The sequence below is a fragment of the Nocardiopsis sp. NRRL B-16309 genome, assembly GCF_001279585.1.
GTDB lineage: Bacteria > Actinomycetota > Actinomycetes > Streptosporangiales > Streptosporangiaceae > Nocardiopsis.
In genome coordinates this window covers 56787-81725 of the sequence record NZ_LGEC01000004.1, presented here as the reverse complement: position 1 = coordinate 81725, position 24939 = coordinate 56787, and the positions used below count along the sequence as shown (strand labels likewise).

General features: G+C 72.1%; 20 protein-coding genes. 12 read left to right on the top strand and 8 right to left on the bottom strand.

Going from position 1 to position 24939, the window contains the following annotated elements:
• The first annotated feature begins 52 nt into the window (after nucleotides 1-52).
• The 10 genes from ADL05_RS02675 to ADL05_RS02625 all read left to right on the top strand — a co-directional run bounded on the left by ADL05_RS02675 (nucleotide 53) and on the right by ADL05_RS02625 (nucleotide 11540).
• Nucleotides 53-1048, top strand: a complete 996-nt coding sequence (locus ADL05_RS02675) for a bifunctional adenosylcobinamide kinase/adenosylcobinamide-phosphate guanylyltransferase (RefSeq protein ID WP_053615256.1) — start codon at nucleotides 53-55, stop codon at nucleotides 1046-1048.
• Between the two features lie 41 nt (nucleotides 1049-1089).
• Nucleotides 1090-1848 carry an adenosylcobinamide-GDP ribazoletransferase gene (locus ADL05_RS02670; RefSeq protein WP_053615255.1) on the top strand — a complete coding sequence of 253 codons (759 nt, stop codon included), beginning with the start codon at nucleotides 1090-1092 and terminating at the stop codon, nucleotides 1846-1848.
• Between the two features lie 253 nt (nucleotides 1849-2101).
• A complete protein-coding gene (locus tag ADL05_RS02660; protein ID WP_082376054.1) occupies nucleotides 2102-3619 on the top strand; it encodes a leucyl aminopeptidase in 1518 nt (505 codons plus the stop codon).
• A gap of 100 nt (nucleotides 3620-3719) precedes the next feature.
• Nucleotides 3720-5096, top strand: coding sequence for a dihydrolipoyl dehydrogenase (lpdA, locus tag ADL05_RS02655; RefSeq protein WP_053615239.1), 1377 nt, complete (start codon nucleotides 3720-3722; stop codon nucleotides 5094-5096).
• A gap of 102 nt (nucleotides 5097-5198) precedes the next feature.
• On the top strand, nucleotides 5199-6959 hold the full coding sequence (gene sucB / locus ADL05_RS02650; RefSeq protein ID WP_082376053.1) for a 2-oxoglutarate dehydrogenase, E2 component, dihydrolipoamide succinyltransferase: 1761 nt from the start codon (nucleotides 5199-5201) through the stop codon (nucleotides 6957-6959).
• 139 nt (nucleotides 6960-7098) lie between these two features.
• Entirely contained in the window at nucleotides 7099-7674 is a 576-nt protein-coding gene (locus ADL05_RS02645) for an NADPH-dependent FMN reductase (RefSeq protein WP_053615237.1), read from the top strand.
• Nucleotides 7675-7943: 269 nt separating this feature from the next.
• Nucleotides 7944-8876: a TIGR01777 family oxidoreductase gene (locus ADL05_RS02640; RefSeq protein WP_053615236.1), complete on the top strand. Its 933-nt coding sequence runs from the start codon at nucleotides 7944-7946 to the stop codon at nucleotides 8874-8876.
• A gap of 9 nt (nucleotides 8877-8885) precedes the next feature.
• Complete coding sequence (gene lipB, locus ADL05_RS02635; protein WP_053615235.1) at nucleotides 8886-9584, top strand: lipoyl(octanoyl) transferase LipB; 699 nt, start codon at nucleotides 8886-8888, stop codon at nucleotides 9582-9584.
• A gap of 68 nt (nucleotides 9585-9652) precedes the next feature.
• Nucleotides 9653-10606 (top strand): lipoyl synthase, encoded by a 954-nt coding sequence (gene lipA, locus ADL05_RS02630; RefSeq protein WP_053615234.1) that lies wholly within the window; start codon nucleotides 9653-9655, stop codon nucleotides 10604-10606.
• Nucleotides 10607-10820: 214 nt separating this feature from the next.
• A complete protein-coding gene (locus ADL05_RS02625) occupies nucleotides 10821-11540 on the top strand; it encodes a DUF4191 domain-containing protein (protein WP_053615233.1) in 720 nt (239 codons plus the stop codon).
• A gap of 54 nt (nucleotides 11541-11594) precedes the next feature.
• On the opposite strand, the gene ADL05_RS02620 is transcribed toward ADL05_RS02625, so the two are convergent.
• The 5 genes from ADL05_RS02620 to ADL05_RS02600 all read right to left on the bottom strand — a co-directional run bounded on the left by ADL05_RS02620 (nucleotide 11595) and on the right by ADL05_RS02600 (nucleotide 16267).
• Nucleotides 11595-11828, bottom strand: a complete 234-nt coding sequence (locus ADL05_RS02620; RefSeq protein ID WP_053615232.1) for a helix-turn-helix transcriptional regulator — start codon at nucleotides 11826-11828, stop codon at nucleotides 11595-11597.
• A complete protein-coding gene (locus tag ADL05_RS02615) occupies nucleotides 11828-12484 on the bottom strand; it encodes a DUF2975 domain-containing protein (protein WP_053615231.1) in 657 nt (218 codons plus the stop codon). Before ADL05_RS02615 ends, ADL05_RS02620 begins: the two co-directional genes overlap by 1 nt.
• A 128-nt stretch (nucleotides 12485-12612) precedes the next feature.
• Nucleotides 12613-14010 (bottom strand): LCP family protein, encoded by a 1398-nt coding sequence (locus tag ADL05_RS02610; RefSeq protein WP_197285664.1) that lies wholly within the window; start codon nucleotides 14008-14010, stop codon nucleotides 12613-12615.
• A 175-nt stretch (nucleotides 14011-14185) separates the two neighbouring features.
• Nucleotides 14186-15607 (bottom strand): LCP family protein, encoded by a 1422-nt coding sequence (locus tag ADL05_RS02605; RefSeq protein WP_053615229.1) that lies wholly within the window; start codon nucleotides 15605-15607, stop codon nucleotides 14186-14188.
• A gap of 177 nt (nucleotides 15608-15784) precedes the next feature.
• Entirely contained in the window at nucleotides 15785-16267 is a 483-nt protein-coding gene (locus ADL05_RS02600) for an RDD family protein (protein ID WP_053615228.1), read from the bottom strand.
• A 508-nt stretch (nucleotides 16268-16775) separates the two neighbouring features.
• Between ADL05_RS02600 and glnA the strand changes: the two genes are divergently transcribed.
• Entirely contained in the window at nucleotides 16776-18200 is a 1425-nt protein-coding gene (gene glnA, locus ADL05_RS02595; protein ID WP_053615227.1) for a type I glutamate--ammonia ligase, read from the top strand.
• A 180-nt stretch (nucleotides 18201-18380) separates the two neighbouring features.
• Entirely contained in the window at nucleotides 18381-21431 is a 3051-nt protein-coding gene (locus ADL05_RS02590; RefSeq protein WP_053615226.1) for a bifunctional [glutamine synthetase] adenylyltransferase/[glutamine synthetase]-adenylyl-L-tyrosine phosphorylase, read from the top strand.
• A 95-nt stretch (nucleotides 21432-21526) separates the two neighbouring features.
• Here the strand turns inward: ADL05_RS02590 and ADL05_RS02585 are convergent, their stop codons facing one another.
• From ADL05_RS02585 to ADL05_RS02575, 3 genes are all read right to left on the bottom strand, one after another.
• The gene (locus ADL05_RS02585; RefSeq protein ID WP_053615225.1) at nucleotides 21527-23311 is read right to left on the bottom strand and encodes a carbohydrate-binding module family 20 domain-containing protein; all 1785 of its coding nucleotides are present in this window, start codon (nucleotides 23309-23311) and stop codon (nucleotides 21527-21529) included.
• 378 nt (nucleotides 23312-23689) lie between these two features.
• Nucleotides 23690-24028 carry a hypothetical protein gene (locus ADL05_RS02580; RefSeq protein WP_053615224.1) on the bottom strand — a complete coding sequence of 113 codons (339 nt, stop codon included), beginning with the start codon at nucleotides 24026-24028 and terminating at the stop codon, nucleotides 23690-23692.
• A 67-nt stretch (nucleotides 24029-24095) separates the two neighbouring features.
• A complete protein-coding gene (locus ADL05_RS02575; protein WP_053615223.1) occupies nucleotides 24096-24686 on the bottom strand; it encodes a hypothetical protein in 591 nt (196 codons plus the stop codon).
• Nucleotides 24687-24939: the final 253 nt, after the last annotated feature.

Genomic DNA, 24939 nt, shown 5'->3' with positions numbered 1-24939 from the left:
CACCTGCGCCTCCTGCAACAGAGCACTGGCCGAACGCCGCCTCCCGCTGCGCGTGACGGTCGACGACCGCTTCCGCATCCGCGAGGGGGCGGTGGTCGGCCCCGTTCCGCCCGCCTACTCGGTGACCGAGACCGCCGACGGCGTGCTCGTGGTGGGCCCGGACGGGGGGCGGCTGCTGTACGCCCGCTCCTCCCCCGGCCCGCAGCCCGCCCCGCCCCCGGTGGAGGCCGGGCCCGGCGGCGGGTCGGCCTACGCCTCGGCTCCCCCGGACCAGCAGGTCGACATGGTGATCGTCGACGCCGCCCAGCGCCCCGAGGTGATCGGCGAGCTGCGCCGCTCGGGAGTGGTCGGCGTGACCACCGCGGTCGTGGCGGTCGGCGGCGACCACCGCGTCCGCTCGCCCCAGGAGTTCGCCCGCCGCGCGCGCCTGTGGGGCGCGCTGGCGCCCAGCGACGGCGCGGAGATGTCGTGTCCGCCGACGGTGTGGCCGGAGTCGCGCCCGCACGGCCCGCACCGCACGCTCATCACCGGCGGCGCCCGCTCGGGCAAGTCCACCGAGGCGGAGCTGCGCCTGCTGGCCGAGCCGCGCGTGGTCTACGCCGCGACCGGCCCGGTGCCCGACCCCGAGCGGGACCCGGAGTGGGCGCGGCGCGTGGAACTGCACCGGAACCGGCGTCCCTGGTGGTGGCACACGGAGCAGACCGTGGAGCTGGCCGAGGTGCTCAAGCGCACCCGCGGCGCGGTCCTCGTGGACTGCTTGGGGACCTGGCTGACGGCGGTGATGGACGAGAACGGCATGTGGGACGAGACCCCTCCCGAGGACGCCGAGGAGATGGTGGAGGGCCGGATCCACGGACTGCTGGAGGCCTGGCGCGGCACGCAGGCCTACGTCGTGGCGGTCACCAACGAGGTGGGGTCGGGCGTGGTCCCGGCCACCCGCGCGGGCCGGATCTTCCGCGACCACCTGGGCCTGCTGAACCAGTGGGTGGGGGCCGAGTCGGAGGAGGTCGTCCTGACCGCGGCCGGGCGCGTGCTGGAACTGCCGTGACCGCGGCGGTCCGGACGGCGGCGGCGCGGGCGGGGGCCCGGATGGCGGTGGGCACGTTCACCGCCGTCCCGGTGCGCGTGGAGCGGGTGGACCGCGCCACGGCCGGGTGGGCGATGTTCTGGGCCCCGGTCGTCGGCGCGGCCGTGGGCGCCGGGACCGGCGCGGTGGCGGTGTCCGGGGCGTGGCTGGGGCTGTCCGGCGCCCTGGCGGCGGTCCTGGCCGTGGGGGCGGGCGCGCTGGTGACCCGGGGCCTCCACCTGGACGGGCTGGCCGACCTGGCCGACGGCCTGGGCAGCGGGCGCCCCGCCGAGGGCGCCCTGGAGGTGATGCGCCGCTCCGACATCGGGCCGTTCGGCGTGGTCACGCTGGCGCTGGTCCTGGTGGCGCAGGTACTGGCCCTCGGACAGCTGGTGGCGGTCTCGCCCTGGGCGGCGGCGGCCGCGGCGGTGGCCGCCGGGGCGGGCGGGCGCCTGGCCGTCACGCTGGCCTGTACCGCGCGGGTCCCGTCAGCCCGGCCGGAGGGCCTGGGCGCGTTCGTGGCGGGGACGGTGCGCGCGCCGCTGGCCGCGGCGGCCTGCGCGGTGGTGGCGCTGCTGTGTCTTCCGGGCCTGGTCCTCGGGGCCGGGTTCGCCGTGCTCTGCGCGGGCGCGGTCGTGCTCGGCCTGGCCGTGGCGGGCCTGCTGCTGCGCCGGGCGGTGCGCCGGCTCGGCGGGATCACCGGCGACGTGCTGGGCGCGCTGGCGGAGACGGCCGGGACGTCGGTCCTGGTCGTGGCCGCCGCGGGCGCGTCCTGGCTCTGACGGCCCGGTGACAAGTGTCGCCATCATCACATTTTTTCACACCAGGTTTCATCGGCCCCGCCCCCGGGGAGCCGCGGCCCGCCACGCCGACGCCGTGCGAGACCCCCCACCGGCGACCAGAGCCACCCTCCCCGCACACGCGGGCCCCGGCCGTCCCGGGGGGCGCTCCGCCCGCGCGCGGGCCGCGTCAGCGCCCTGGCAGCGCGGGGCGCCGCGTCGCCGATCGGCACGTGGGGCGACTAGCATCGGGGGCGTGAGCACGTCGTTGTCAGTACATACGGAGTCCCCCAGTTCGCTCGACGCCGACGCGGTCGTCGTCGGTTACCACTCCGGAGGCGACGCTCCGGAGCCTGCGTCGGGCGCACATGACGTCGATGCCGCCTTCTCCGGCGGCCTCGCCTCGACCCTGTCGCTCCTGGGAGCGAGCGGCGCCCCTGAGGAGGTGCACACCCTTGCCTCCCTCGGAGCCGTGAAGGCCCCGGTCGTCGTCGCGGTCGGACTCGGCCCGGCGCCCACCGACGGCCCGGTCGACCCCGACACCCTGTCCCGCGCGGCGGGCGCCGCCCTGCGCTCGCTGTCCGCCCGCCCCGAGGGCGCGGGCAGCGTCGCACTCGCCCTGCCCGCCCAGAGCACGGAGCAGGCCGGCGCCGTGGCGCTCGGCGCCCGCCTGGGCGCCTACGCCTTCGACCGCTACCGCACCGGCGAGAAGGCCGAGCGCAAGGCGGAGAAGGCCGCCGCGGTCACCCTGACCGTCGTCAGCCCGGCCCAGGACGCCGCGGCCGCCGTCGAGCGCGCCGGCGTCCTGGCCGACGCGGTCAGCCTGACCCGCGACCTCGTCAACACGGCCCCGGCGGACCTGGTCCCCGAGGACCTGGCCTCCGCGGCCCAGGAGGTCGCCCAGCGCACCGGCCTGGCGATCGAGGTCCTGGACGAGCAGGCGCTGGCCGAGGGCGGCTACGGCGGCCTGACCGGTGTCGGCCAGGGATCGGCCAACCCGCCGCGCCTGGTCCGCCTCGCCCACTCCCACCCCGAGGCGACCCGCACCGTCGCCTTCGTCGGCAAGGGCATCACGTTCGACTCGGGCGGCCTGTCGCTCAAGCCCGCGGGCGGGATGGACTGGATGAAGTCCGACATGGCCGGCGCCGCCTCCGTGCTCGCCGCCATGGGCGCCATCGCCGAGCTGGGCGTGAAGGTCAACGTCGTCGCCTACCTGGCGGTGGCCGAGAACATGCCCAGCGGCACCGCCCAGCGCCCCTCCGACGTGCTGAGCATCTACGGCGGCAAGACCGTCGAGGTCCTCAACACCGACGCCGAGGGCCGCCTGGTCATGGCCGACGCCCTGGTGCGCGCGCAGGAGGACGAGCCGGACCTGGTCGTGGACATCGCCACGCTGACGGGCGCCCAGCTCGTCGCGCTCGGCACCCGCGTGTTCGCGGTCATGTCCAACGACGACGGCGTGCGCGAGGACGTCGTGGCCGCCGCCGGCGCCGCGGGCGAGGCCGCCTGGCCGATGCCGCTGCCCGGCGAGCTGCGCGCGGGACTGGACTCCGCGGTCGCCGACATCGCCAACGTGGCCGGTGAGCGCTGGGGCGGCATGCTCTCCGCGGGCGTGTTCCTCAACGAGTTCATCGAGGAGGGCGTCAAGTGGGCGCACCTCGACATCGCGGGCCCGTCCTTCAACCAGGGCGGTCCGCACGGCTACACCTCCAAGGGCGGCACCGGCGCGGGCACGCGCACCCTGGTCCGCATCGCCGAGGAGTACGCGAAGTAGTCCCCGCGGTCGGGGCGGCGCTCCTGTGAGCCGGAGGCGCCGCCCCGCCCCGGTCACCCCCTGCATTCCCACCAGCCACCACAACAAGGAGTTCGTTCCCGTGAGTGAGAACGGCGGCACCTTCGACCTCGTCGTCCTTGGCGGCGGCAGCGGCGGCTACGCGGCGGCACTGCGCGCCGCGGAGCTGGACCAGAGCGTCGTACTGATCGAGAAGGACAAGCTCGGCGGCACCTGCCTGCACCGCGGCTGCATCCCCACCAAGGCCCTCCTGCACTCGGCGGAGGTCGCCGACTCCGCCAAGGAGAGCGAGGCCTTCGGCGTCAAGGCCACCTTCGAGGGCATCGACGTCCAGGCGGTGCACGCCTACAAGGACAAGGTCGTCAACGGTCTGTTCAAGGGCCTGACCGGGCTGGTCAAGTCCCGCAAGATCACCGTCGTCGAGGGTGAGGGCAAGCTCACCGGCGCCGACGAGGTCACGGTCGGCGACACGGTCTACAAGGGCCGCAACATCCTGCTCGCGACCGGCTCCCGTCCCAAGACCCTGGGGCTGGACATCGACGGCGAGAAGGTCATGACCAGCGACCAGGCCCTGGACCTGGACCGCGTCCCCGAGTCCGTCATCGTCCTGGGCGGCGGCGTCATCGGTGTGGAGTTCGCCAGCGTGTGGCGCTCCTACGGCGCCGACGTCACCATCGTCGAGGCCCTGCCCCACCTGGTCCCCGTGGAGGAGGAGTCCAGCTCCAAGCTCCTGGAGCGGGCCTTCCGCAAGCGCAAGATCAAGTTCGAGCTCGGCACCCCCTTCGAGTCGGTCAAGACCACCGACGCGGGCGTGACCGTGACCCTCAAGGGCGGCAAGACCCTGGAGGCCGAGGTGCTGCTGGTCGCCATCGGCCGCGGCCCCGTCTCGGAGGGCCTGGGCTACGAGGAGCAGGGCATCACCCTGGACCGCGGCTTCGTCCAGGTGGACGAGAACCTGCACACCGGCGTGGGCAACGTCTACGCCGTGGGCGACCTCATCCCGACCCTGCAGCTGGCGCACGTCGGCTTCGCCGAGGGCATCTTCGTCGCCGAGCACATCGCCGGGCAGAACCCGCCCGCGATCGACTACGACGGTGTCCCGCGCGTCACCTACTGCGAGCCCGAGGTGGCGTCCGTGGGCCTGACCACGAAGGCGGCCAAGGAGCGCGGCCACGACGTCGTGGAGATGAACTACAACCTCGCGGGCAACGGCAAGAGCCAGATCCTGCAGACCTCGGGGGCCGTCAAGGTCATCGCCGAGAAGGACGGCCCCGTGCTGGGCGTCCACATGGTCGGCAGCCGGGTCGGCGAGCTCATCGCCGAGGGCCAGCTGATCTACAACTGGGAGGCCCTGCCCTCGGAGGTCGCCCAGCTGATCCACCCGCACCCGAGCCAGTCCGAGGCACTGGGCGAGGCGCATCTGGCGCTGGCGGGCAAGCCGCTGCACGTCCACGACTGACCGCACCACCCGGGGGCGGGCCGAACGGCCCGCCCCCGCCACATCCGCGCTGCCCAGTCAAGGGGTTGGGCAGGTACCGCGTCCAGATCCAACGAGGAACCCATGCCGACTTCCGTTACCATGCCCGCCCTGGGTGAGAGCGTCACCGAGGGCACCGTCACCCAGTGGCTGAAGAACGTGGGCGACACCGTCGAGGTAGACGAGCCGCTCCTGGAGGTCTCCACCGACAAGGTGGACACCGAGATCCCGTCCCCGGTCGCCGGTGTACTCACCAAGATCCTGGTGGACGAGGACGAGACCGTGGAGATCGGCGCGGAGATCGCGGTCATCGGCGGCGAAGGCGAGAGCGAGGGAGGGGACGGCGGGTCGACGGCCAAGGACGCGCAGCCCGAACCCGAGCCGGAGCCCGCCCCCGAGCCCGCCCGCGCCGAGGAGCCCGAGCCCGCCCCGGAGCCCTCCCCCGAGCCCGCGCCGGCCGCGCCCGCGTCCTCTGACGGCCCCACCACGTCGGTCACCATGCCCGCCCTGGGTGAGAGCGTCACCGAGGGCACCGTCACCCAGTGGCTCAAGAGCGAGGGCGACACCGTCGAGGTGGACGAGCCGCTCCTGGAGGTCTCCACCGACAAGGTGGACACCGAGATCCCGTCCCCGGTCGCCGGCGTGCTCACCAAGATCATCGCCGCCGAGGACGAGACCGTGGAGATCGGCGCGGAGATCGCGCTGATCGGCGCCGAGGGCTCCGCCCCGGCTCCGTCCGCCCCGGCCGAGCCCGCCCAGCCCGAGCCCGAGCCCGCGCGGCAGGAGCCCGCCCGCGCCCAGGAGCCCGAGCCCGCCCCGGCCCCCTCCGCGCGGCAGTCCGCGGCCGACGACGTGCCGTCGGTGGACATCGAGACCCTGAGCGGCACCGGCCAGGCCTCGGGCACCGACACGGTGACCGAGGCCTACGTCACTCCGCTGGTGCGCAAGCTCGCCGCCGAGCACCGCGTGGACCTGAGCCGCGTCAAGGGCACCGGCGTGGGCGGCCGTATCCGCAAGCAGGACGTGCTCAAGGCCGCCGAGGAGCAGAAGGCCGCCGCGCGCACCGCCGCGCCCGCGTCGGGCGCGACCCAGCGCAAGGCGGCCTCGGACGCGGCCTCGCTGCGCGGCAGGACCGAGAAGCTGTCGCGGCTGCGCCAGTCCATCGCCGACCGCATGGTCGAGTCGCTCAACACGGCGGCCGAGATCACGCAGGTCGTGGAGGTGGACGTCACCAAGATCGCGCGCCTGCGCGAGCAGACGGGCGAGGACTTCGCCAAGCGCGAGGGCATCGAACTGGACTTCTTCCCGTTCTTCGCCCTGGCCGCCGTCGAGGCGCTCAAGTCCCACCCGCGGATCAACGCGGTGATCGACAACGAGTCGCACGAGGTGACCTACCACGCGGTGGAGAACCTCGGTGTGTCGGTCGACACCGAGCGCGGCCTGCTCGTCCCGGTCGTCAAGGACGCCGGCGGGCACGACCTGGGCTCCCTGGCCCGGATGATCACCAAGCTGACCGAGAAGGCGCACACCGGCCTGCTCGGCCCGGACGACCTGAGCGGCGGCACGTTCACCATCGCCGACACCGGCGGTGTGGGCGCGCTGTTCGGCACGCCGATCATCAACACCCCGCAGGTGGCCATCCTGGGCACCGGCGCGGTCGTCAAGCGCCCGGTCGTCGTCGAGGACGAGGCCATGGGCGGCGAGGTGATCGCGGTGCGGTCGATGGTCTACCTGTCGCTGGCGCACGACCACCGCCTGATCGACAACGCCGACGCCGGCCGCTTCCTCCAGGACGTCAAGGCGCGCCTGGAGGAGGGCGACTTCGAGCGCGACCTGGGCCTGTAGCCCTCCCCGACCCCGGAGCGGGCCGGACGCCGACGGCGGCGTCCGGCCCGGTCGTGTGCGGGGCCACGCCGCCCCGCATTGACCTCAAGCTACGTCGAGGTCCTACCGTGGACCGGAAGGACGAGGACAAGGACGCAGCATGGACAACCTCCGGATCGCGGTGATCCTGGGCGCGAACCGCAACGGCCGCACCGGCACCCTGGTCGCGAACTGGTTCCTGGAACAGGTGGGCGGCCACTCCGGCCTGGACGTCGACGTCCTGGACGTGGCGGACCTGGGGCCCGGCGACGGGCACGGGGAACCGGTGGCCGACTTCGGCTCGCGTGTGGCGGCGGCCGACGGGTTCGTGGTCGTCACCCCCGAGTACAACCACGGCTATCCGGGCCCCCTGAAGAGCGCGATCGACTCCGCGCGCCGGGAGTGGTTCGGCAAGCCGGTGGGGTTCGTCTCCTACGGGGGGCGCTCCGGCGGCCTGCGGGCGGTGGAACAGCTGCGGGCGGTCTTCTCCGAGCTGCACACGACCACGCTGCGCGACACCGTGAGCTTCCACGACGCCCACGCGGTGTTCGGGCCGGACGGCCTTCCCGCGCAGGACATGTCGGGCGCGCGGCTGGCGGTGCGGGTGCTGGTCGAGCAGCTGGAGTGGTGGGCGCTCGCCCTGCGCGAGGCGCGGGAGCGCCGCCCCTACCCGGGCATCGAGTCCCTGGCACGGTGAACGGGGCGGTGCCGATGGCACCGCCCCGTCCCTTACCCCACCAATCACCATCCCCTGATGATCCCCATCATCAAAGGTCTGTGGCCGGGCGCGGCCGCCGATACGACGGCACGTCGCCCACGGTAGCTCCGCGCTGACGCGGAGTTCCCTGTCCCACCTTCAAGGTAGAAGACGGCGGCACCCCGCGCAGGCCTTTCACCGAAAAAGCCGAAGAAATCTTGGTGGGTCCGCCGACCGCCGCACTCGTGCGGCGGGGTAGGTCAAGGTGCATGAGAGTGGCGATCACGGGGGCCTCCGGCCTTATCGGCGGCGCGCTGTGCGCGGCCCTGCTCGACGGGGGCCACTGCGTCGTGCGCGTGGTGCGCCATCCGCCCAGGGGAAGCGGCGTGCCCGGCGTGGAGGAGGCGGAGTGGCGGCCGGAGCAGGGACGCGTGGACACCGTGGCCCTGCACGACGTCGACGCCGTGGTGCACCTGGCCGGCGAACCCGCGCACCGGGTCCCCTGGTCGCGGCACCGGCGGGCACAGATCCGCCGCAGCCGGGTCAGGGGGACGCGGGTGCTGTCGCGGGCCCTGGCCTCGATGCCGTCCCCTCCCCCGCGCCTGCTGTCGGCTTCGGGCGCCTACTACTACGGGGACACCGGCGGCGAGGTCGCCACCGAGGCCAGTCCCCCGGGCACCGGCTTCCTGTCCGGGATGTGCCAGGCCTGGGAGGCGGCCACCGGCCCTGCCGAGGAGGCCGGGCTGTCGGTGGCGCACCTGCGCACGTCGGTGGTGCTGGGCCGCTCAGGCGGGCTGCTTCGGTCGCTGCTCCCGCTGTACCGGGCGGGCCTGGGCGGACGCCTGGGGTCGGGGGCCCAGTACATGAGCTGGATCTCGCTGCGCGACCAGGTCGACGCGATCCTGTTCCTGCTGGAGCGGCCCGAGATCACCGGCCCGGTGAACCTGAGCGCCCCCGAGCCGGTGAGCAACGCGGCCTTCACCGAGGCGCTGGGCCGCGCCCTGGGCCGCCCGACCCTGGTACCGCTGCCGGCCACCGCGCTGCGGGCGACCATGGGGGACCTGGCGGAGGAGTCGGCTCTGCTGGACCTGCGGGTGGTGCCCGAACGCCTGCTGGCCGCCGGGTATTCCTTCCGGCTGCCCACCATCGACAGTGCGCTTTCCGACATCCTGCCCAGACCCGCACCCCGATCCGGGGCGTAAGGTGTGTGTGTGAGTGATCTCGTTTACGCATGGCTGGGCGATGACCCCGTCCCCTATCACGAGGGCTGGGACCTGCAGAAGCGGCTCCACGAGCGCCGCGTCGCCGACGAAGTGGCTGACACGGTCCTGCTCCTCGAACACGAACCCGTGTACACGGCGGGCAAGCGCACCGGGAGGTGGGATCGTCCCACCTCCGACCCGGGAGCGCCCGTGGTGGACATCGACCGGGGCGGAAAGATCACCTGGCACGGGCCGGGGCAGCTCACGGTGTACCCCATCGTGAAGTTGGCCGACCCGATCGACGTGATCGCCTACGTGCGCATGCTGGAGGAGGCGGTCCTCCGCACGATCGCGGAGTACGGCCTGACCGGCAAGCGCGTCGAGGGCCGCACGGGCGTGTGGCTGGACGCCGATCCCGAGCGCGGGCTCATCGAGCGCAAGGTCGCCGCGATCGGCTGCCGGATCGCCCGCGGGGTCGGTATGCACGGACTCGCGTTGAACTGCGACAATGATCTGACGTGGTACGACCGGATCGTCCCCTGCGGGATCTCCGACGCGGGCGTCACCACCGTCTCGGCCGAGCTGGGCCGCCCGGTGACCGTCGCCGACGTGCGCCCGCGCGTGGAACGCCACCTGGCCGACGTCCTCGGCGCGACGGAGTACAGCCACACCGACGGCACGGCGCTGCTCGCCGGTGCCGCCGCCTGAGGATGACACAGCCCCCACAAGGGGCAGAGGGTCCCCGCACACGGGGCACAGAAGGGAACGGGTTCACGTTGACCATCGCTCCTGAGGGCCGCAAGCTGCTGCGCGTCGAGGCGCGCAACAGCGAGACCCCCATCGAGAAGAAGCCGCCGTGGATCAAGATCAAGGCGCACATGGGGCCCGAGTACACCGAGCTCCATTCCCTGGTCAAGAGCGAGGGCCTGCACACGGTGTGCCAGGAGGCCGGATGTCCCAACATCTACGAGTGCTGGGAGGACCGCGAGGCCACGTTCCTCATCGGCGGTGACCAGTGCACCCGGCGCTGCGACTTCTGCCAGATCGCCACCGGCAAGCCCACCGCGCTGGACCGCATGGAGCCGACCAAGGTCGCCACCTCCGTCAAGAAGATGGAGCTGCGCTACGCGACCGTCACCGGTGTGGCGCGCGACGACCTGGAGGACGGCGGGGCCTGGCTCTACGCCGAGACGGTCCGCAAGATCCACGAGCTCAACCCGGACACCGGCGTCGAGCTGCTCATCCCGGACTTCAACGCCGACCCCGACCAGCTGGCGGAGGTCTTCGGGTCCCGCCCCGAGGTGCTCGCGCACAACGTCGAGACGGTGCCGCGGATCTTCAAGCGCATCCGCCCCGGGTTCCGCTACGAGCGCTCCCTGGACGTCATCACGCAGGCGCGCGCCGACGGCCTGGTCACCAAGTCGAACCTGATCCTGGGCATGGGCGAGACCCGCGAGGAGATCAGCCAGGCGATGCGCGACCTGCACGAGGCCGGCTGCGACCTGCTGACCATCACCCAGTACCTGCGCCCCTCCAAGCTGCACCACCCGATCGACCGCTGGGTGAAGCCGGAGGAGTTCGTGGACCTGGGCCGGGAGGCCGAGGAGATCGGCTTCGCCGGGGTCATGTCCGGCCCGCTGGTGCGTTCCTCCTACCGCGCCGGTCGCCTGTACAAGCAGGCGCGCGAGAAGCGGGACGCCGAGCTGACCGCCGCCCAGAACAAGGCATAACGGGCAATCCGCCCGAGTCGTAACCAAGCTGGAACGGTGGCCTCCGGGCCACCGTTCCGCTGGGGCGGACCGTTCCACCTATCCTGGTGGGTGAGGCGCCCAGCTGGTGGCGCCGGAAGGCGCCGCACCAGGTCGACCGCGAAGAGGAGGCAAGGCAGCCCAGGGACTCGGTTCCCCGCCGATCGTGTGTCGGCGTGCGCTGCCTGAGAGCACGATGGCGAAAAAGCCCAGTTCCCAGACGACGTCCGGCAAGGACGGGGCCGAGAAGCAGCCGGGCCGGCTCAAGCAGATCGGCATGGTCGCCAAGGTCGTCCACCAGCAGAGCCCCAGGAGCATCCCGCTGGCCGCCGCCGTCGCGGTGGTCATCCTCGCCGTCGCCGTCGCCGTCGGGGTCTGGACCGGCTCCTGGATCATCTGGACCCTCACCGGTCTCCCGCTGGCCTTCCTGGTCGGCTTCATCATCTTCACCCGCTCCGCGCAGCGCGTGCAGTACAAGATGCTGGACGGCCGCCTGGGCGCGGGCATGGCGATCCTGGAGAACATGCGCGGCAACTGGGCCGTCGAGCCCGGCGTCGCCGCCAACAAGCAGATGGACGTCGTGCACCGCGTGGTGGGCCGCCCGGGCGTCGTGCTGGTCGGCGAGGGCGACCCCGGCCGCCTGCGCGGGCTGATCGCGGCCGAGAAGAAGCGCGTCTCGCGGGTGGCGATGGACACGCCCATCTACGACTTCAAGGTCGGCAACGGCGAGGACCAGGTCCCGGTCTCCAAGCTCCAGCGCGCGCTGGTCAAGCTGCCGCGGAACCTGGACAAGGCCGGGACGGCCGAGCTGAACTACCGGCTCAAGGCGCTGCCCGCCGCGATGCAGATGCCCAAGGGCCCCATCCCCAAGGGCGCGAAGATGCCCAAGGGCATGCGCGGCAAGATGGGCGGCTGACCGCCACCGCGAACGCCGAAAGGGGACCGCCGGGCGGTCCCCTTTCGCCGTCTCTCAGTCCTGTCCGTCCTCCTCGTAGTCGAGGAGGTCGCCGGGACGGCAGTCCAGCTCGCGGCACAGCGCGGCCAGGGTGGAGAAGCGGATCGCCCGGGCCCGGCCGTTCTTGAGCACCGACAGGTTGACGACGGTGACGCCCACCCGCTGGGCCAGCTCGGTCAGGGTCATCCCCCGTTCGGCGAGCACCTGGTCCAGGCGGACCCGGATACCCGTGGCCTCCTCCGGCGGCATCAGACCAGCCCTTCGACGTCCGCGCGCAGTCGGGCGCCGCGCCGGAACACCTCCGCCAGTGCGGCCAGGAGGAAGCCGGTGAAGAGCAGGGCGGGCGAGATCCCGCCCTCGCCGAACACGACGAAGGAGAAGGCGATCTCGTCGGACTCCAGCGCCCTGGCCCGGAGCGCGTTCTCGCATACCGCGGCGACCATCGGCACCACCATGGACCCGATGACCACGGTCAGCGCGATGACGAACACCCGGCGCACGTTGGCGGTGACGAAGGGCTCCCCGCGGTCCAGGCTGCGAACCATCCGGTGGACCGCGACCATGACCACCAGCGCGGCCACGACGGCGAGCAGGCCGGGGGCCACGAGCAGGAACCGCTCCAGCGTGGTGGGGTCGTGGAACTCGATCACCATCCGCCCGGTGTCGCTCACCGTCACGTCCTGACCGCTGGTCGCGGCGTCCATCCGGGGCTCGGGTACCCCGTCCGGCCGGGCGACGGTGATCGTGTTCGCCGCGATGGCCTCGTCGCCCGCGGGCAGCAGCGGGGTGATCCAGACGAGCCCGAAGAGCCCGACCAGGCCGGTGCCCGCGATCGCGAGGACGAGGAGGACACGGGTGACGACGCTGTCGGCCCTGGACCATCGGAGTCGGAGGGGTTCAGGCATGAGGCACCTCTCTTATCGTTTCTCGATAATAACGATAAACGATAAGTGCGATGGTGTCACCCCGCCCGACACGGGTCGGGCCCCGCGGCACCGGACGGTGCGCACGGGGCCCGGGACCCGGGGCGGGGTCAGCCGCAGGTGACCTCGTCCTCGGCCGCGGTGCTCGTGTCCAGCCCGTCCAGCGCGCCGCCGTCGCCGTCGCCGGTGCCGTCCGCGCCGTCCGACCCGCCGCCCAGCCCGATGACCGGGCCCCAGTCCGCCTGGGCCATCACCAGTTCGAGGGCGTCGCCCTCCAGGTCCGGCACCTCCTCGGTCGTCGCGGACGTCAGCGCGGAGGCGAGCAGCTCGGCCTCGGCCTCCTGGCCGGGGCCGTGGTAGACCGTGGTCGCCTCGGGAACGCGCGCCTGCGGGTTGCCCGTGCCGGTCACGGTGAAGCCCTCCTGGGCCAGGAGCGGTTCGACCTGGGCGGCCAGCCCGTCCGTGACGGTCCCGTTGAGGATCCGCACGGACACGTCCGAGGGCTCGACGGGCTCCTCGGCCTCCTCCTCGGACTCCTCGGCCTCCTCCTCGGCCAGCACCTCGCCCGCCGCCACGGCGGCGAACAGTTCCCGGGCCGCGGGATCGTCGAAGGTCAGCTTGTTCTCGTCGGCCGGGTGCTCCAGGACCGGCACCGTGACCATGTTCATCTGTTCGAGGTCGACCTCGCGCACGGCGATCGCGAGCTCGCGCATCCTGTCCACGTTGAGGTCGTCGTCGGTCACGAGGCTGTCGGTGACCGCGTCGATGAAACCGTAGAGCGTGGTCGGGCTGGAGAGGAGGTCGCCGCTGGTGACCTCGCGCATGATCGCGCCCATGAGCCGCTGCTGGTTCTCGATGCGGTTCAGATCGCTGCCGAACTCCGTGCTCGCCCGCGAGCGTGCCAGGCCGAGCGCCTGCTCGCCGCTGAGCCGCTGTTCGCCGGCCTCCAGCGTCAGGTCGGCCTTGGGGTCGTCCACCGGTTCGGGCACGCACATCTCCACGCCGCCGATGGTGTCCACGATCTCCTCGAAGCCGGCGAAGTCCACCGCCACGATGTGCTCCAGGTGCACGCCCGTGACGGTCTCCACGGCGTTGCCCTGGCAGTCCATCCCGCCGTAGAACATGGCGTGGTTGAGCTGGTCCGAGCCGCCCGCCGAACCCGGATAGTCGCCCACGGCGTCGCAGGCGGGCAGCTCGACGATGAGGTCGCGCGGCAGGTTGACCATCGTGACACCGCCGTTGTCCGCGTCGATGCTGACGATCACGAGAACGTCGGGACGAACGCCGTTCTCCTCGCTGAAGCCCGCCTCGTCCCCGGCGCGCTCGTCGGTGCCCAGCAGGAGGATGTTGTGCAGGCCCTCCACCTCCGGAGGCCGATCTCCCCAGCCGTCGGGGTCGACCTCCTCGGTGTCGATGCTCAGGGCGTCGTTGTACATGCCGTAGGCGGTCAGGGACGCGGCGATCAGCAGTCCGGTCGCCCCGCAGGCCGACCACTGGCCCAGGCTCATACGTCTGCGCGCGGACACGTTCCTACGGGACAACGGGGCACCTGCGATCCGATCCGGGGAAGGGGCGGAATCCGTCCGAAATGGGGGATAACGGCACGGACACAACGGGCGGATGCTACCCGAACGCGACACCCCGACGCGAGGGCGCGACCGGCCCCCGCCCAGGCGCCCGCGGTCAGCAGGCGCTCTCCCCGTCCTCGGCGGCGGTGGTCCCGCCCAGGTCCTCGGTGACCGACACGTCGGACCCCGCGTCGGCGAAACCGGCCCAGTCCGCGCCGATGACCAGTTCGAGGGGCTGCGCCAGCCCGGCGGCCTCCTCGGTCTGCGCCTGGTCCAGGGATCCGGCCAGCAGCTCCGCCGCGGCCTCCTCGCCCGGCGCGTAGTACACGGTCGTGGCCTCCGGGAAGCGCTCGGTGGGATTGCCCGTGCCCGTGACGGAGTAGCCCTCGCCGAGCAGGACGCTCTCCACCTCGGCCGCCAGGCCACCGATCGTGGTGTTGTTGAGCACCACCACCGAGACCTCCGAGGGGTCGGGAGCCGCCTCGGACTCCTCGCCGCCGGAGTCCTCCTCCTCGTCCTCTTCCTCCTCCGGCACGACGGTGCCGTTGTTGACCGCCTCGAACAGCGCCGGCGCGGCGTCGCTCATGATGATGCGGTTGGGGTCGGCCGGGTGCTGGCCGTTGGGGACGGTGACGAACTGGACGCGCTCCAGGTCGACCTCGCGCATGGAGATGGCGATGTCGGCCATGGTCTGGACGGTCAGTTCCTCGTCGGTGGTGATGGAGTCGGTGACGGCTCCGAGGAAGTTCGTGACGGTGACGGGGCTGGCCATCACCTCGCTGCTGAGCACCTGGCGCAGCATGGCGCCCATGAACTCCTGCTGGCGCTCGATCCGGGACAGGTCGCTGCCGTCGCCCTGCCCGTAGCGGGAGCGCACGAAGCCCAGGGAGTCCTCGCCGTCGAGGGTCTGGAGGCCCGCGTCCAGCTCCAGGTGGGCCTTGGGGTCGTCGACCGGCTCGGGCACGCACATCTCGACGCCGCCGACGGCGTCCACGATCTCCTTGAAGCCGCCGAAGTCCATCATGACGAAGTGGTCCAGGTGCACGCCGGTCACCTGCTCGACCGTGCTCCACTGGCAGCCGATCCCGCCGAAGGTCATTGCGGAGTTGAGCATGCCGCTCTGCGCGCTCATGCCCTGGTACCCCTCGGAGGCCTCACAGCCCGGCAGGTCGACGACCAGGTCGCGGGGGAGGTTCACCAGCGTGGCCGCGCCGCTGTCGACGTTGACGCTGGCGATGACCATGGTGTCGGGGCGCGCCCCCTCGGCCTCGCCGTACTCGGCGTTCTCTCCCGAACGCACGTCGGAGCCGATGATGAGGATGTTCATCACGCCCTCGACACTGGTCGGGCGGTCCCACTGGTCGGTGTCCACCTGGGCGGTGGTGATGTTGCCGACGATGCCCTGGTACCAGGTGTAGCCGCCCAGGCTCGCGATGATGGCCAGCGCGGTGGCCGCGCAGGCGACCCACTGGCCGGTGGACAGTCGGGCGGCCCTGAGGACGCCCGAGGTGCGGGGGGCGGAGCGTTTGCCAGCCATACGAACCTTCGGCAGGGTGCGGTGGGACGCGGGGGTGCACGGGGGAGGTGCTGGAGATCGGATGACGGGACGGGCGGGACGTCGGCGCCGTCCGGGCCAGGCGATGAACGGATGCTAACAGCAGGTCCGGAGTACTCCGCACGCAGGTGGGCACCGGTTCCGGCCCCGCCGCGGCGGTCAGAAGCGGGTGGCGACGGTCCCGGCGGCCCGGTCGTGCAGCCCGCGGGTGTCCCGGTCGTAGATGACGGCCGGGATCACCAGGCACAACAGCAGTGTGCGCACGGTCATCGACACGAACCAGGGCCAGGGGCGCTCCCCCGTGGCGGTGATGCCCACCCCGGCGATGCGGCGGCCGACGGTCGTGCCGAACAGGGTCAGCAGGAGGATGTTCATCGCCGCGAACACCACCAGCGCGGTGTTGCCGATCAGCGTCGTGGCCGCCTCCGGGACGGAGACGCCGTCGCCGATGAGCCCCGCGCCGTAGGCGGCCCAGGCGATCAGCAGGGCCAGGCTCCAGTCCAGGGCCAGTCCGACGAGGCGGCGGCCCACGCCGGGCACCGATCCGGTCCCGAACTCCGGCAGGCCCAGCCGGTTGCCCCGGTAGCGGAAGTCGTCGTCGGGATCCGCGGCCTCGGTGCCGCTCCGGCGCTTGTCAGTCATACCGTCCACGCTATCCTCACCGCGGCGGCGCCCCGCCCCCGGGCCGAAGCGAGGCACGAGCGGAGGCCCAAAGCAAGCACAGGTGTGAGGGGCGCGCCGGTGCCTGCAGGAGGAGCCAAGCCGGAGTGAGGCACGAACGCAGGCGCAGGCGACGACGAAGGACCCGGCGTGAAGCGCCCCGAGCACGGGCCAAAGCGAGGAAGGACCGCGCCGGAGGCGTCCGTTGAGGGTGGTGGCGGGCGACGGTGCGGGAACGAGCGCAGGCCCGAAAAAACACGGGGCGGAAGACCCTGTTTCGGCCCGATCCGTGGCGGAATCACCGGGTCAGGCGTGTTGGTCTGCGAAAACGCCTGGCTCCGTAACATGCAGGAAACAATAGAGACATGGCATGGAAATGACGCCCTCCTAGCTTCGATGACGAAGCCGGGAGACGTCGAGTGTTCCGACATGTCCGCGATGGGGCGGGCCGGTGACCCCGACGTCTCAGCCACCTGCACGGAGGTTCGTTTTGTTCAGCAGCGTCGACGAGGTGCTCGCCTTTATCCGAGACGAGGACGTCAAGTTCCTCGACGTCCGGTTCACGGACCTGTTCGGGGGCGTGAACCACGTCACCCTCCCGATCGAGAACGTCGACGAGTCGACGTTCAAGGACGGCCAGATGTTCGACGGGTCGTCGATCCGCGGCTTCCAGGCCATCCACGAGTCCGACATGCTGCTGCTCCCCGACCTGAGCACCGGCGTCGTGGACCCGTTCCGCAAGCACAAGACGCTGAACATGACGTTCTTCGTCCACGACCCGCTCACGCTGGAGTCCTACAGCCGCGACCCCCGCAACGTCGCGCGCAAGGCCGAGGCCTACCTCGCCAGCTCCGGCGTCGCCGACACCGCGTTCTTCGGTCCCGAGGCCGAGTTCTACATCTTCGACGACGTCAAGTTCGAAACCCGCTCGAACACCGGCTTCTACGAGATCGACTCGATCGAGGGCGCCTGGAACACCGGTTCCGCTCTCGAAGGCGGCAACCGCGGCTACCGTCCGCGCTACAAGGGCGGCTACTTCCCCGTCGAGCCGGTCGACCACTACAGCGACCTGCGCTCCGACATGGTCCGCACCCTCATCGACTCCGGTGTCGAGGTCGAGCTGCAGCACCACGAGGTCGGCACCGCTGGCCAGGCCGAGATCGGCATCCGGTTCGGCACCCTGCTCCAGCAGGCCGACAAGGTGCAGCTGTACAAGTACATCGTCAAGAACGTCGCCAACGCGGCGGGCAAGACGGCCACGTTCATGCCCAAGCCGCTCTTCGGAGACAACGGCTCCGGCATGCACTGCCACCAGAGCCTGTGGAAGGACGGCGAGCCGCTGTTCTTCGACGAGTCCGGCTACGGCCAGCTCTCCGACACGGCCCGCTACTACATCGGCGGCCTGCTGAAGCACGCCTCGGCGCTGCTGGCCTTCACCAACCCGACGGTGAACTCCTACCACCGCCTGGTGCCCGGCTACGAGGCCCCGATCAACCTGGTCTACAGCCAGCGCAACCGCTCGGCCTGCATCCGCCTGCCGCTGACCGGGTCGAACCCGAAGGCCAAGCGCATCGAGTTCCGCGTGCCGGACCCGTCGGCCAACCCGTACCTGGCCTTCTCGGCCATGATGATGGCGGGCCTGGACGGCATCAAGAACAAGATCGAGCCGCCGGAGCCGATCGACAAGGACCTGTACGAGCTTCCCCCGGCGGAGGCCCAGGCCATCAAGACCGTCCCGGCGTCCCTGGACGAGGCGCTGGAGGCCCTGGAGGCCGACCACGAGTTCCTGCTCGAGGGCGGCGTGTTCACCAAGGACCTCCTGGAGACCTACATCGACTTCAAGCGCACGGAGGAGATCGACTCCCTGCGCCTGCGTCCGCACCCGCGCGAGTTCGAGCTCTACTACGACATCTAGTAGGGCCCGCCGGCCCGCTCCGCTCGCTCGGTCGGGCCGACGGCACAGGAACACAGCAGTTCCCCGGAGCGGCGCGCCCCTGGCGCGCCGCTCCCCCACGGGGCCGGTATCCGTTCGGATACCGGCCCCGACCGGTTTCGGGACTACCGTTGACGCGTGGCAAGGGATGGAAACAACACCATGACGGCAGGCGCACTCGCCAGGCGCGGCTTCAGTGACAGCACCCGGGCCCTGCGCCTGATGACCGGTGCCGGGCTGGACGCCGGTGCCGACACCGACGTCATCAGCGACCTCGCGGCGGCTCCCGACCCCGACCAGGCCCTGCTCGGGCTGATCCGGATCCTGGAGATCTCCCCGGACCCCGACGAGATGCTCACCGCGCTGCGCGAGGATCCGGACCTGCGGGGCCGGCTGTGCCGCGTGCTGGGGGCCAGTACCGCGCTCACCGACCACCTCGTCCGCCACCCCGGGGACTGGCGGGAGCTGCGCGGCGCCGACGCCGCCCGTTCCCCCGAGCCCGAGGAACTGCGGCACGGGCTGTTGCACACCGTGGGCGCCGACCCCAACGCGCGGTCGCCGCACGCCGATCCGGCGGTGTCCGAGGACGGGTCGCCGCACGCCCTCAAGCACGTCCTGCGCGTGGCCTACCGGCGGCGCGTCCTGCGCCTGGCCGGACGGGACCTGACGGGGCTGTGCACGGTCGACCAGGTCGCCGCCGAACTCGCCGACCTGGCGGCCGCCACCCTGGACGCGGCCCTGGCGGTGGCGCGCGCCGAGTTCCCCGAGGACGCCGAGCGCTGCCGCCTGGCCGTCATCGGCATGGGCAAGTGCGGCGGCCGGGAGCTCAACTACGTCAGTGACGTGGACGTGGTGTTCGTGGCCGAGCCCACCGAGGAGCCCGGCGCGGACCGGCCGGTGGACGACCAGGCGGCGATGCGCTCGGCCACGCGGCTGGCCACGGCGATGATGCGGATCCCGTCCGAGACCGACGCCGAGGGCACTCTGTGGGAGGTGGACCCGGCGCTGCGGCCGGAGGGCAAGAACGGCCCGCTGGTGCGGCCGCTGTCGGGCCACGTGGCCTACTACGAGCGCTGGGCCAAGACCTGGGAGTTCCAGGCGCTGCTCAAGGCCCGGCCGATCGCGGGCGACGTGGAGCTGGGCCGCGCCTACGAGGCGGCGATCTCCCCCATGGTGTGGGGCGCGACCGAGCGCCCGAACTTCGTCGAGGACGTGCAGGCGATGCGCCGCCGGGTGGTGGCGCACATCCCCGTGGAGCACACCGAGCGGGAGCTGAAGCTGGGCCCGGGCGGACTGCGCGACATCGAGTTCTCCGTCCAGCTGCTCCAGCTGGTGCACGGGCGCACGGACGAGCGGCTGCGCTCGGGCAACACCCTGGACGCGCTGGCCGCCCTGTCCGAGCACGGGTACGTCGGCCGCGGCGACGCGGTCGGCCTGGCGGAGGCCTACCGGTTCCTGCGGCGGGTGGAGCACCTGCTGCAGCTGGAGCGGCTGCGGCGGACCCACCTGATGCCCGATCCGGCCAGCCCGGACGGCCCCGCGCACCTGCGCTGGCTCGGGCGCGCGCTGGGCTACGCGGGCGATCCGGTCAAGGAGCTGACCGAGGCGCGCCGCCGGGTGTCCTCGGAGGTGCGCCGCCTGCACGAGAAGCTGTTCTACCGGCCGCTGCTCAACGCCGTGGCCAAGCTCCCGAGCGAGGAGGCGCGGCTCACGACGGAGCAGGCCCGCGTGCGGATGGAGGCGCTGGGCTTCGTCGACCCGGCGGGGGCGCTGCGCCACCTGGAGTCACTGACCTCGGGCGTCTCGCGCAGGGCGGCCATCCAGCGCACGCTGCTGCCGGTCATGCTGGGCTGGTTCTCCGACTCTCCCGACCCCGACGCGGGGCTGCTCGGGTTCCGGCAGGTCAGCGACGCGCTGGGCACAACGCCGTGGTACCTGCGCCTGCTCCGCGACGACGTGCGGGTGGCCGAGCGGATGGCCTGGCTGCTGGGGACGAGCCGGTACGTGACCGAACTGCTGCTGCGCGCCCCGGAGGCGGTGGCGATGCTCGCCGACGACTCCCACCTGGTGCGCCGCAGTCCCAAGGTGCTCGCCGCGGAGGCCGAGGCGGCGCTGCGCCGCTACGACTCCGCCGAGGAGTCGGTGGCGGCGGTGCGGGCGCTGCGCCGCCGGGAGCTGCTGCGCACGGCCGTCGCGGACCTGCTGGAGGTGTCGACCGTGCAGGAGGTGGGGTCGGCCCTCACCGACATCGCGGCGGTGACGATCGAGGCCGCGCTGCGCCTGGCGTTCAACCGGGTGGTGGCGGCCTCGGGCGACGAGCCGCTGACCCGGGTGTGCGTGGTCGCCATGGGCCGTTTCGGCGGCGGTGAGCTGACCTACGCCAGCGACGCGGACGTGATGTACGTGCACGACCCCCTGCCGGAGGTGGAGACGGGCGCGGCCACCAGGCAGGCCCTGGAGGTGGTGCGCGAGCTGGCGCGGCTGCTGGAGATGCCGGCCGCGGAGCCGCCGCTGAAGGTGGACACCGACCTGCGCCCGGAGGGGCGCAGCGGGCCGGTGGTGCGCACGCTGGACTCCTACGCCGCCTACTACGGCCGCTGGTCGCAGGTGTGGGAGAGCCAGGCGCTGCTGCGCGCGCGCCCGATCGCGGGCGACCCGCAGCTGTGCCGGGCGTTCACCGAACTCATCGACCCGGTCCGCTACCCGCTGGGCGGGATCGACTCGTCCTCGGTACTGGAGATCCGCAAGCTCAAGGCGCGGATGGAGGCCGAGCGGCTGCCGCGCGGGGCGGATCCGACACTGCACACGAAGCTGGGCCGGGGCGGTCTGTCGGACGTGGAGTGGGTGGCGCAGCTGGTGCAGCTGCGCCATGCCCACGAGTACCCGGACCTGCGCACGACGGGCACGCTGGAGGCCCTGGAGGTGGCGGTGGCGCACGGGTTGCTGGCCGCCGACGACGGCGTGGTGCTGGAGCAGGCCTGGCGGCTGGCCTCACGGGTGCGCGGGATGGTCATGCTGGTCCGGGGCCGCCCCGGCGACTCGCTGCCCACGGACCTGCGGGTGCGGTCGGCGCTGGCCGAGGCGATGGGCTGCAGCAGCGGTGAGGGCGAGGACGACGTGTGGGAGGGGGCTTCGGAGCAGCTGACCGAGGCCTACCTGCGCACGACGCGGCGGGCCCGCGCGGTGATGGAGCGCGTGTTCTACGACGGCTGAGCCCGGGGGTGCCCGCGAGGGGCACCCCCGCGCCGGAGGAGTGTGGCGCGGGGGTGCCGTGGGAGGGGGCCGTGGAGTGCGGCGGCCCGGGTGGTTCAGTCGCGCCAGACGGGGGCGGAGTCGGGGCCGACGCGGTTGCCGCCGGACTCCCACTGGACGTCGCCGGCGCCGTCGACCTTGACGAGCTTCCACTCGTCGTCGTCACCGATGGTGACCTGTCCGGTCCACCGCGGGTAGGTGCTGCCGTCGGTGGACAGCTTCACGCCGCTGGTGGGGTTCCAGGAGCCGAGGGCGTCGGTGTTGCCGACGACGTACACCTCCTGGCCCCAGTTGGTGTGGGCGGTGGCGGAGATCTCGAAGGTGTCGTCGCCGCCGTCGTCGCACTCGGCGGGGTCGCAGACGCCGTCCACGTGGAGGGCGACGGCGCCCTCGGCCGGGACCTCCACGGTGACCTGGCCGCCGGAGACGGTGGCCGATCCGCTGCCCGCCGCGTTCTCGTAGACGCCGTCGGGCATGGACGTCGTGGCGGTGAGGTTCCAGGTGCCGCCGCCGGCGTTGAAGGCCGCGAAGCCGCGGTCACCGCGGTCGAAGGCGACCCGTGAGCCGCCGTCCGTGGCGCGCTCGGTGATCCCGGTGCCGTCGGTGGAGTTGCGGAAGGCGGCCATCCCCGCGACGGTGCCGTCGCGGTGCTCGCAGACCCAGTCGGCGTCGGCGCAGTCGCTGTCCTCGGTGATCCAGCCCGCCGGGTTGCCGTCGACCTCGCCGACGCTGGGCGGGCCCTCGGTCTGGTTGTCGCCGAAGTCGTAGCTCGACATCACCACGGGGGTGCCGTAGGGGTGGGCGAGCATGAAGGCGGTGGCGAGGTGGTAGCGGTCGCCGTCCTTGTAGGTCAGGGTCGGCGTGTAGCGCTGGGTGTCGTGGTTGTCGACGAAGACCACGGCCTCGTCGGAGGTCAGGCCGCCGTGGTCGGGCATGTCGACCAGTCCGGCGATGTCACCGCCGGCGAACTTGCCCGAGAAGTCGTTCTTGTAGTCGAAGTTGGTGACCTTGCCGTACGGGGTGTAGGCGGTGTAGGGCACCGTCTGGTCGCCGTAGACCTCGTGGTAGACGTCGGGCCGCCCGCCGAAGCCGGGCACCTCGTTCAGTCCGCCGAAGATCGCCTCGACGTCGGCCTCGGGAACGTGCTTGGAGGCGTCCACCCGGAATCCGCCCACGCCCATGTCCACGAGCCCGTTGAGGTAGCGCCGCAGCTGCTCACGCACGTGCGGGGTGGCGGTGTCCAGGTTCGACAGCTCCAGGAGCTCGCAGTTCTGGACCTCCCACTTGTCGTTCCAGTCCTCGATCGTCTCGAAGCAGGGGCCGAAGTCGTCGTTGCCGTAGGCGGCACCGCCGTCGCCGAACAGGTCCGGGTAGGCGTACTTCTCCCACTCGGTGCCGTTGCTGCCGGTGCCCGAGCCGTTGCCGGTCATGTGGTTGATGATGACGTCGGCGTAGATCCGGACGCCGTTCTCGCGGCAGGTGGCGACCATGGCCTCGAACTCCTCGGCCGTGCCGCGCCGGGTGTTGTCGATCTGGTAGGAGACCGGCTGGTAGTCCTGCCACCAGGGGTAGTCGCCGCCCTCGGCGGAGGGGATGACCACGTGCTCCTGGGGCGGGGAGACCTGGACGCCGCCGAACCCGTTCGGGCCGAGGAAGTCCTCGCACTCGGCGGCCACCGAGTCCCAGTTCCACTGGAACAGGTGGACGATCGTCCCGCCGTTCTGCTCGGCGGCGGGGACCTCCGCGGGGGCGGGGGCGGCCGAGGCCGGTGCCGGGGCGGCGAGCAGGCCGACGGCCAGCACCGCGGCCCCGGCGAGGGAGCCGAGTCTGCGTCTGTTCATGTTCGCTCCTTGGGGGGAGGGAGTCGCACGGCGGGCCGCACTGCCGCACCGCCGCCCCCTTGCAGTCTCTGCAAGAGTTTGCGTGAATGTGGCGAACTTAACAGAAGAGTCCAGTCTTGTGAACAGGAGATTGCGGGCGGAGCACTGCGTGTCACCGTGGACACCTAAGGCGACTCCATGCCTCTGATCTGCACGGACTCCGAGCGCACCACGAAGCCCCCCGACCCCGCGAGGCACACGTCCGCCTCCTGACCAGGCCCGATGCGCTGTTGACGCGCCTGAAAGAGGCACGCAAGATTTCGGCAAGACGGCAGCAAAAAGCCGGTGGCGGCGCGATCCTGCGGGAGACCGCGCCGCCACCGGCTCAGGGGGAGGGGATCACCAGAACACGGCGACACCGATGTTGAGGATGGCGAGCACCCCCGCGATGGTGGCCAGGCGGCTGGACGGCTTGCGCAGGTTCATGACGCCCAGGACCACGACGGCCAGGGCGACGATGAGCTTGACGCCCACCTTGATGTGGTCGAGCTCGGCGTCACCGGACATCTCGGCGACCCCGACGAGGGCCAGGCCGGTGACCAGCTGGAGCAGGGAGCTGTGCAGCAGGACCTTGGCCGACTTGGCGTGACCGGTCATGACCTGCATGAGGAATCCCGCGATGATCCCGGCCAGACCGATCATGTGCAGGAAGACGAGCGCGGAGTAGATGATGTCCATGGCGACACACTACTACGCGCCGTAGTTTTTACGGCCCCGGATATGACGCGTTGACGTCACAACCCGGTCACCGGGTGCGGAACGAGCTCTTTCGCCGCCACAGCAGCCAGAGCAGCACGAGCACCAGGCCCGCGCCGACCGACCGGACCAGCGTCGCACGGTCCATCGGCCAGCCGAGTGCCGCGGACCGCTCGGTGACCCGCACGGTGTCGCTCGCGCACGCCGCGGGCTCGGCGTCGCGGTCCAGCAGCAGGCAGGCCGTGCTCGTCAGGCGCTCGTCCACGGCCGCGTCCTCGGTGACGCGCACCCGCACGGTGTGGACGGACTCGCCGCCGGCGTGGACGCCGACCCCCCAGTTGGCGATGCCCTCCTCCACCATGCCGCCCTGGCCCACCTCCAGGACCTCCATCCCCTCCGGGACGTGCTGGGCCAGCAGGGCTCCCTCCACCGGCGCGTCGCCGTCGTTGGCCACGGTCGTGCGCAGGACCACCTCCTCCCCCGGGGCCGCCCCGTCCTGCCCCGACACCGACAGGCCCACCGGTGCCCCCTGCGCGTCGGCCGCGGCTCCGGTCGCGGCCAGGACCACCGCCCCGGCCGCGACCGCGCCGATCCACACCGGTACCGCACGGCACCGGGTCCCCCCGAGTACTCGCGCCATCACGCACCTCCTGTACGTCCACACTGTCAGGCCCTAGACAACTACGAGTGGCCGCACATGTGCCCCTGGTGACACACCTTCGGTCCGTGCCCGTCCACCGGCCCTGCTCCGGGACCGTCTCAGACCCGCCGCCCGGGGGTCTTAGACCGACCGCGCCGATCCGGGCGCCGGGGGCGGCCAGGACTGGGCATCCTCCCCATGCGCCGGGCGGGGTCTTAGACCGATCGTTGTACTCAGACGGCGGGGACACGGA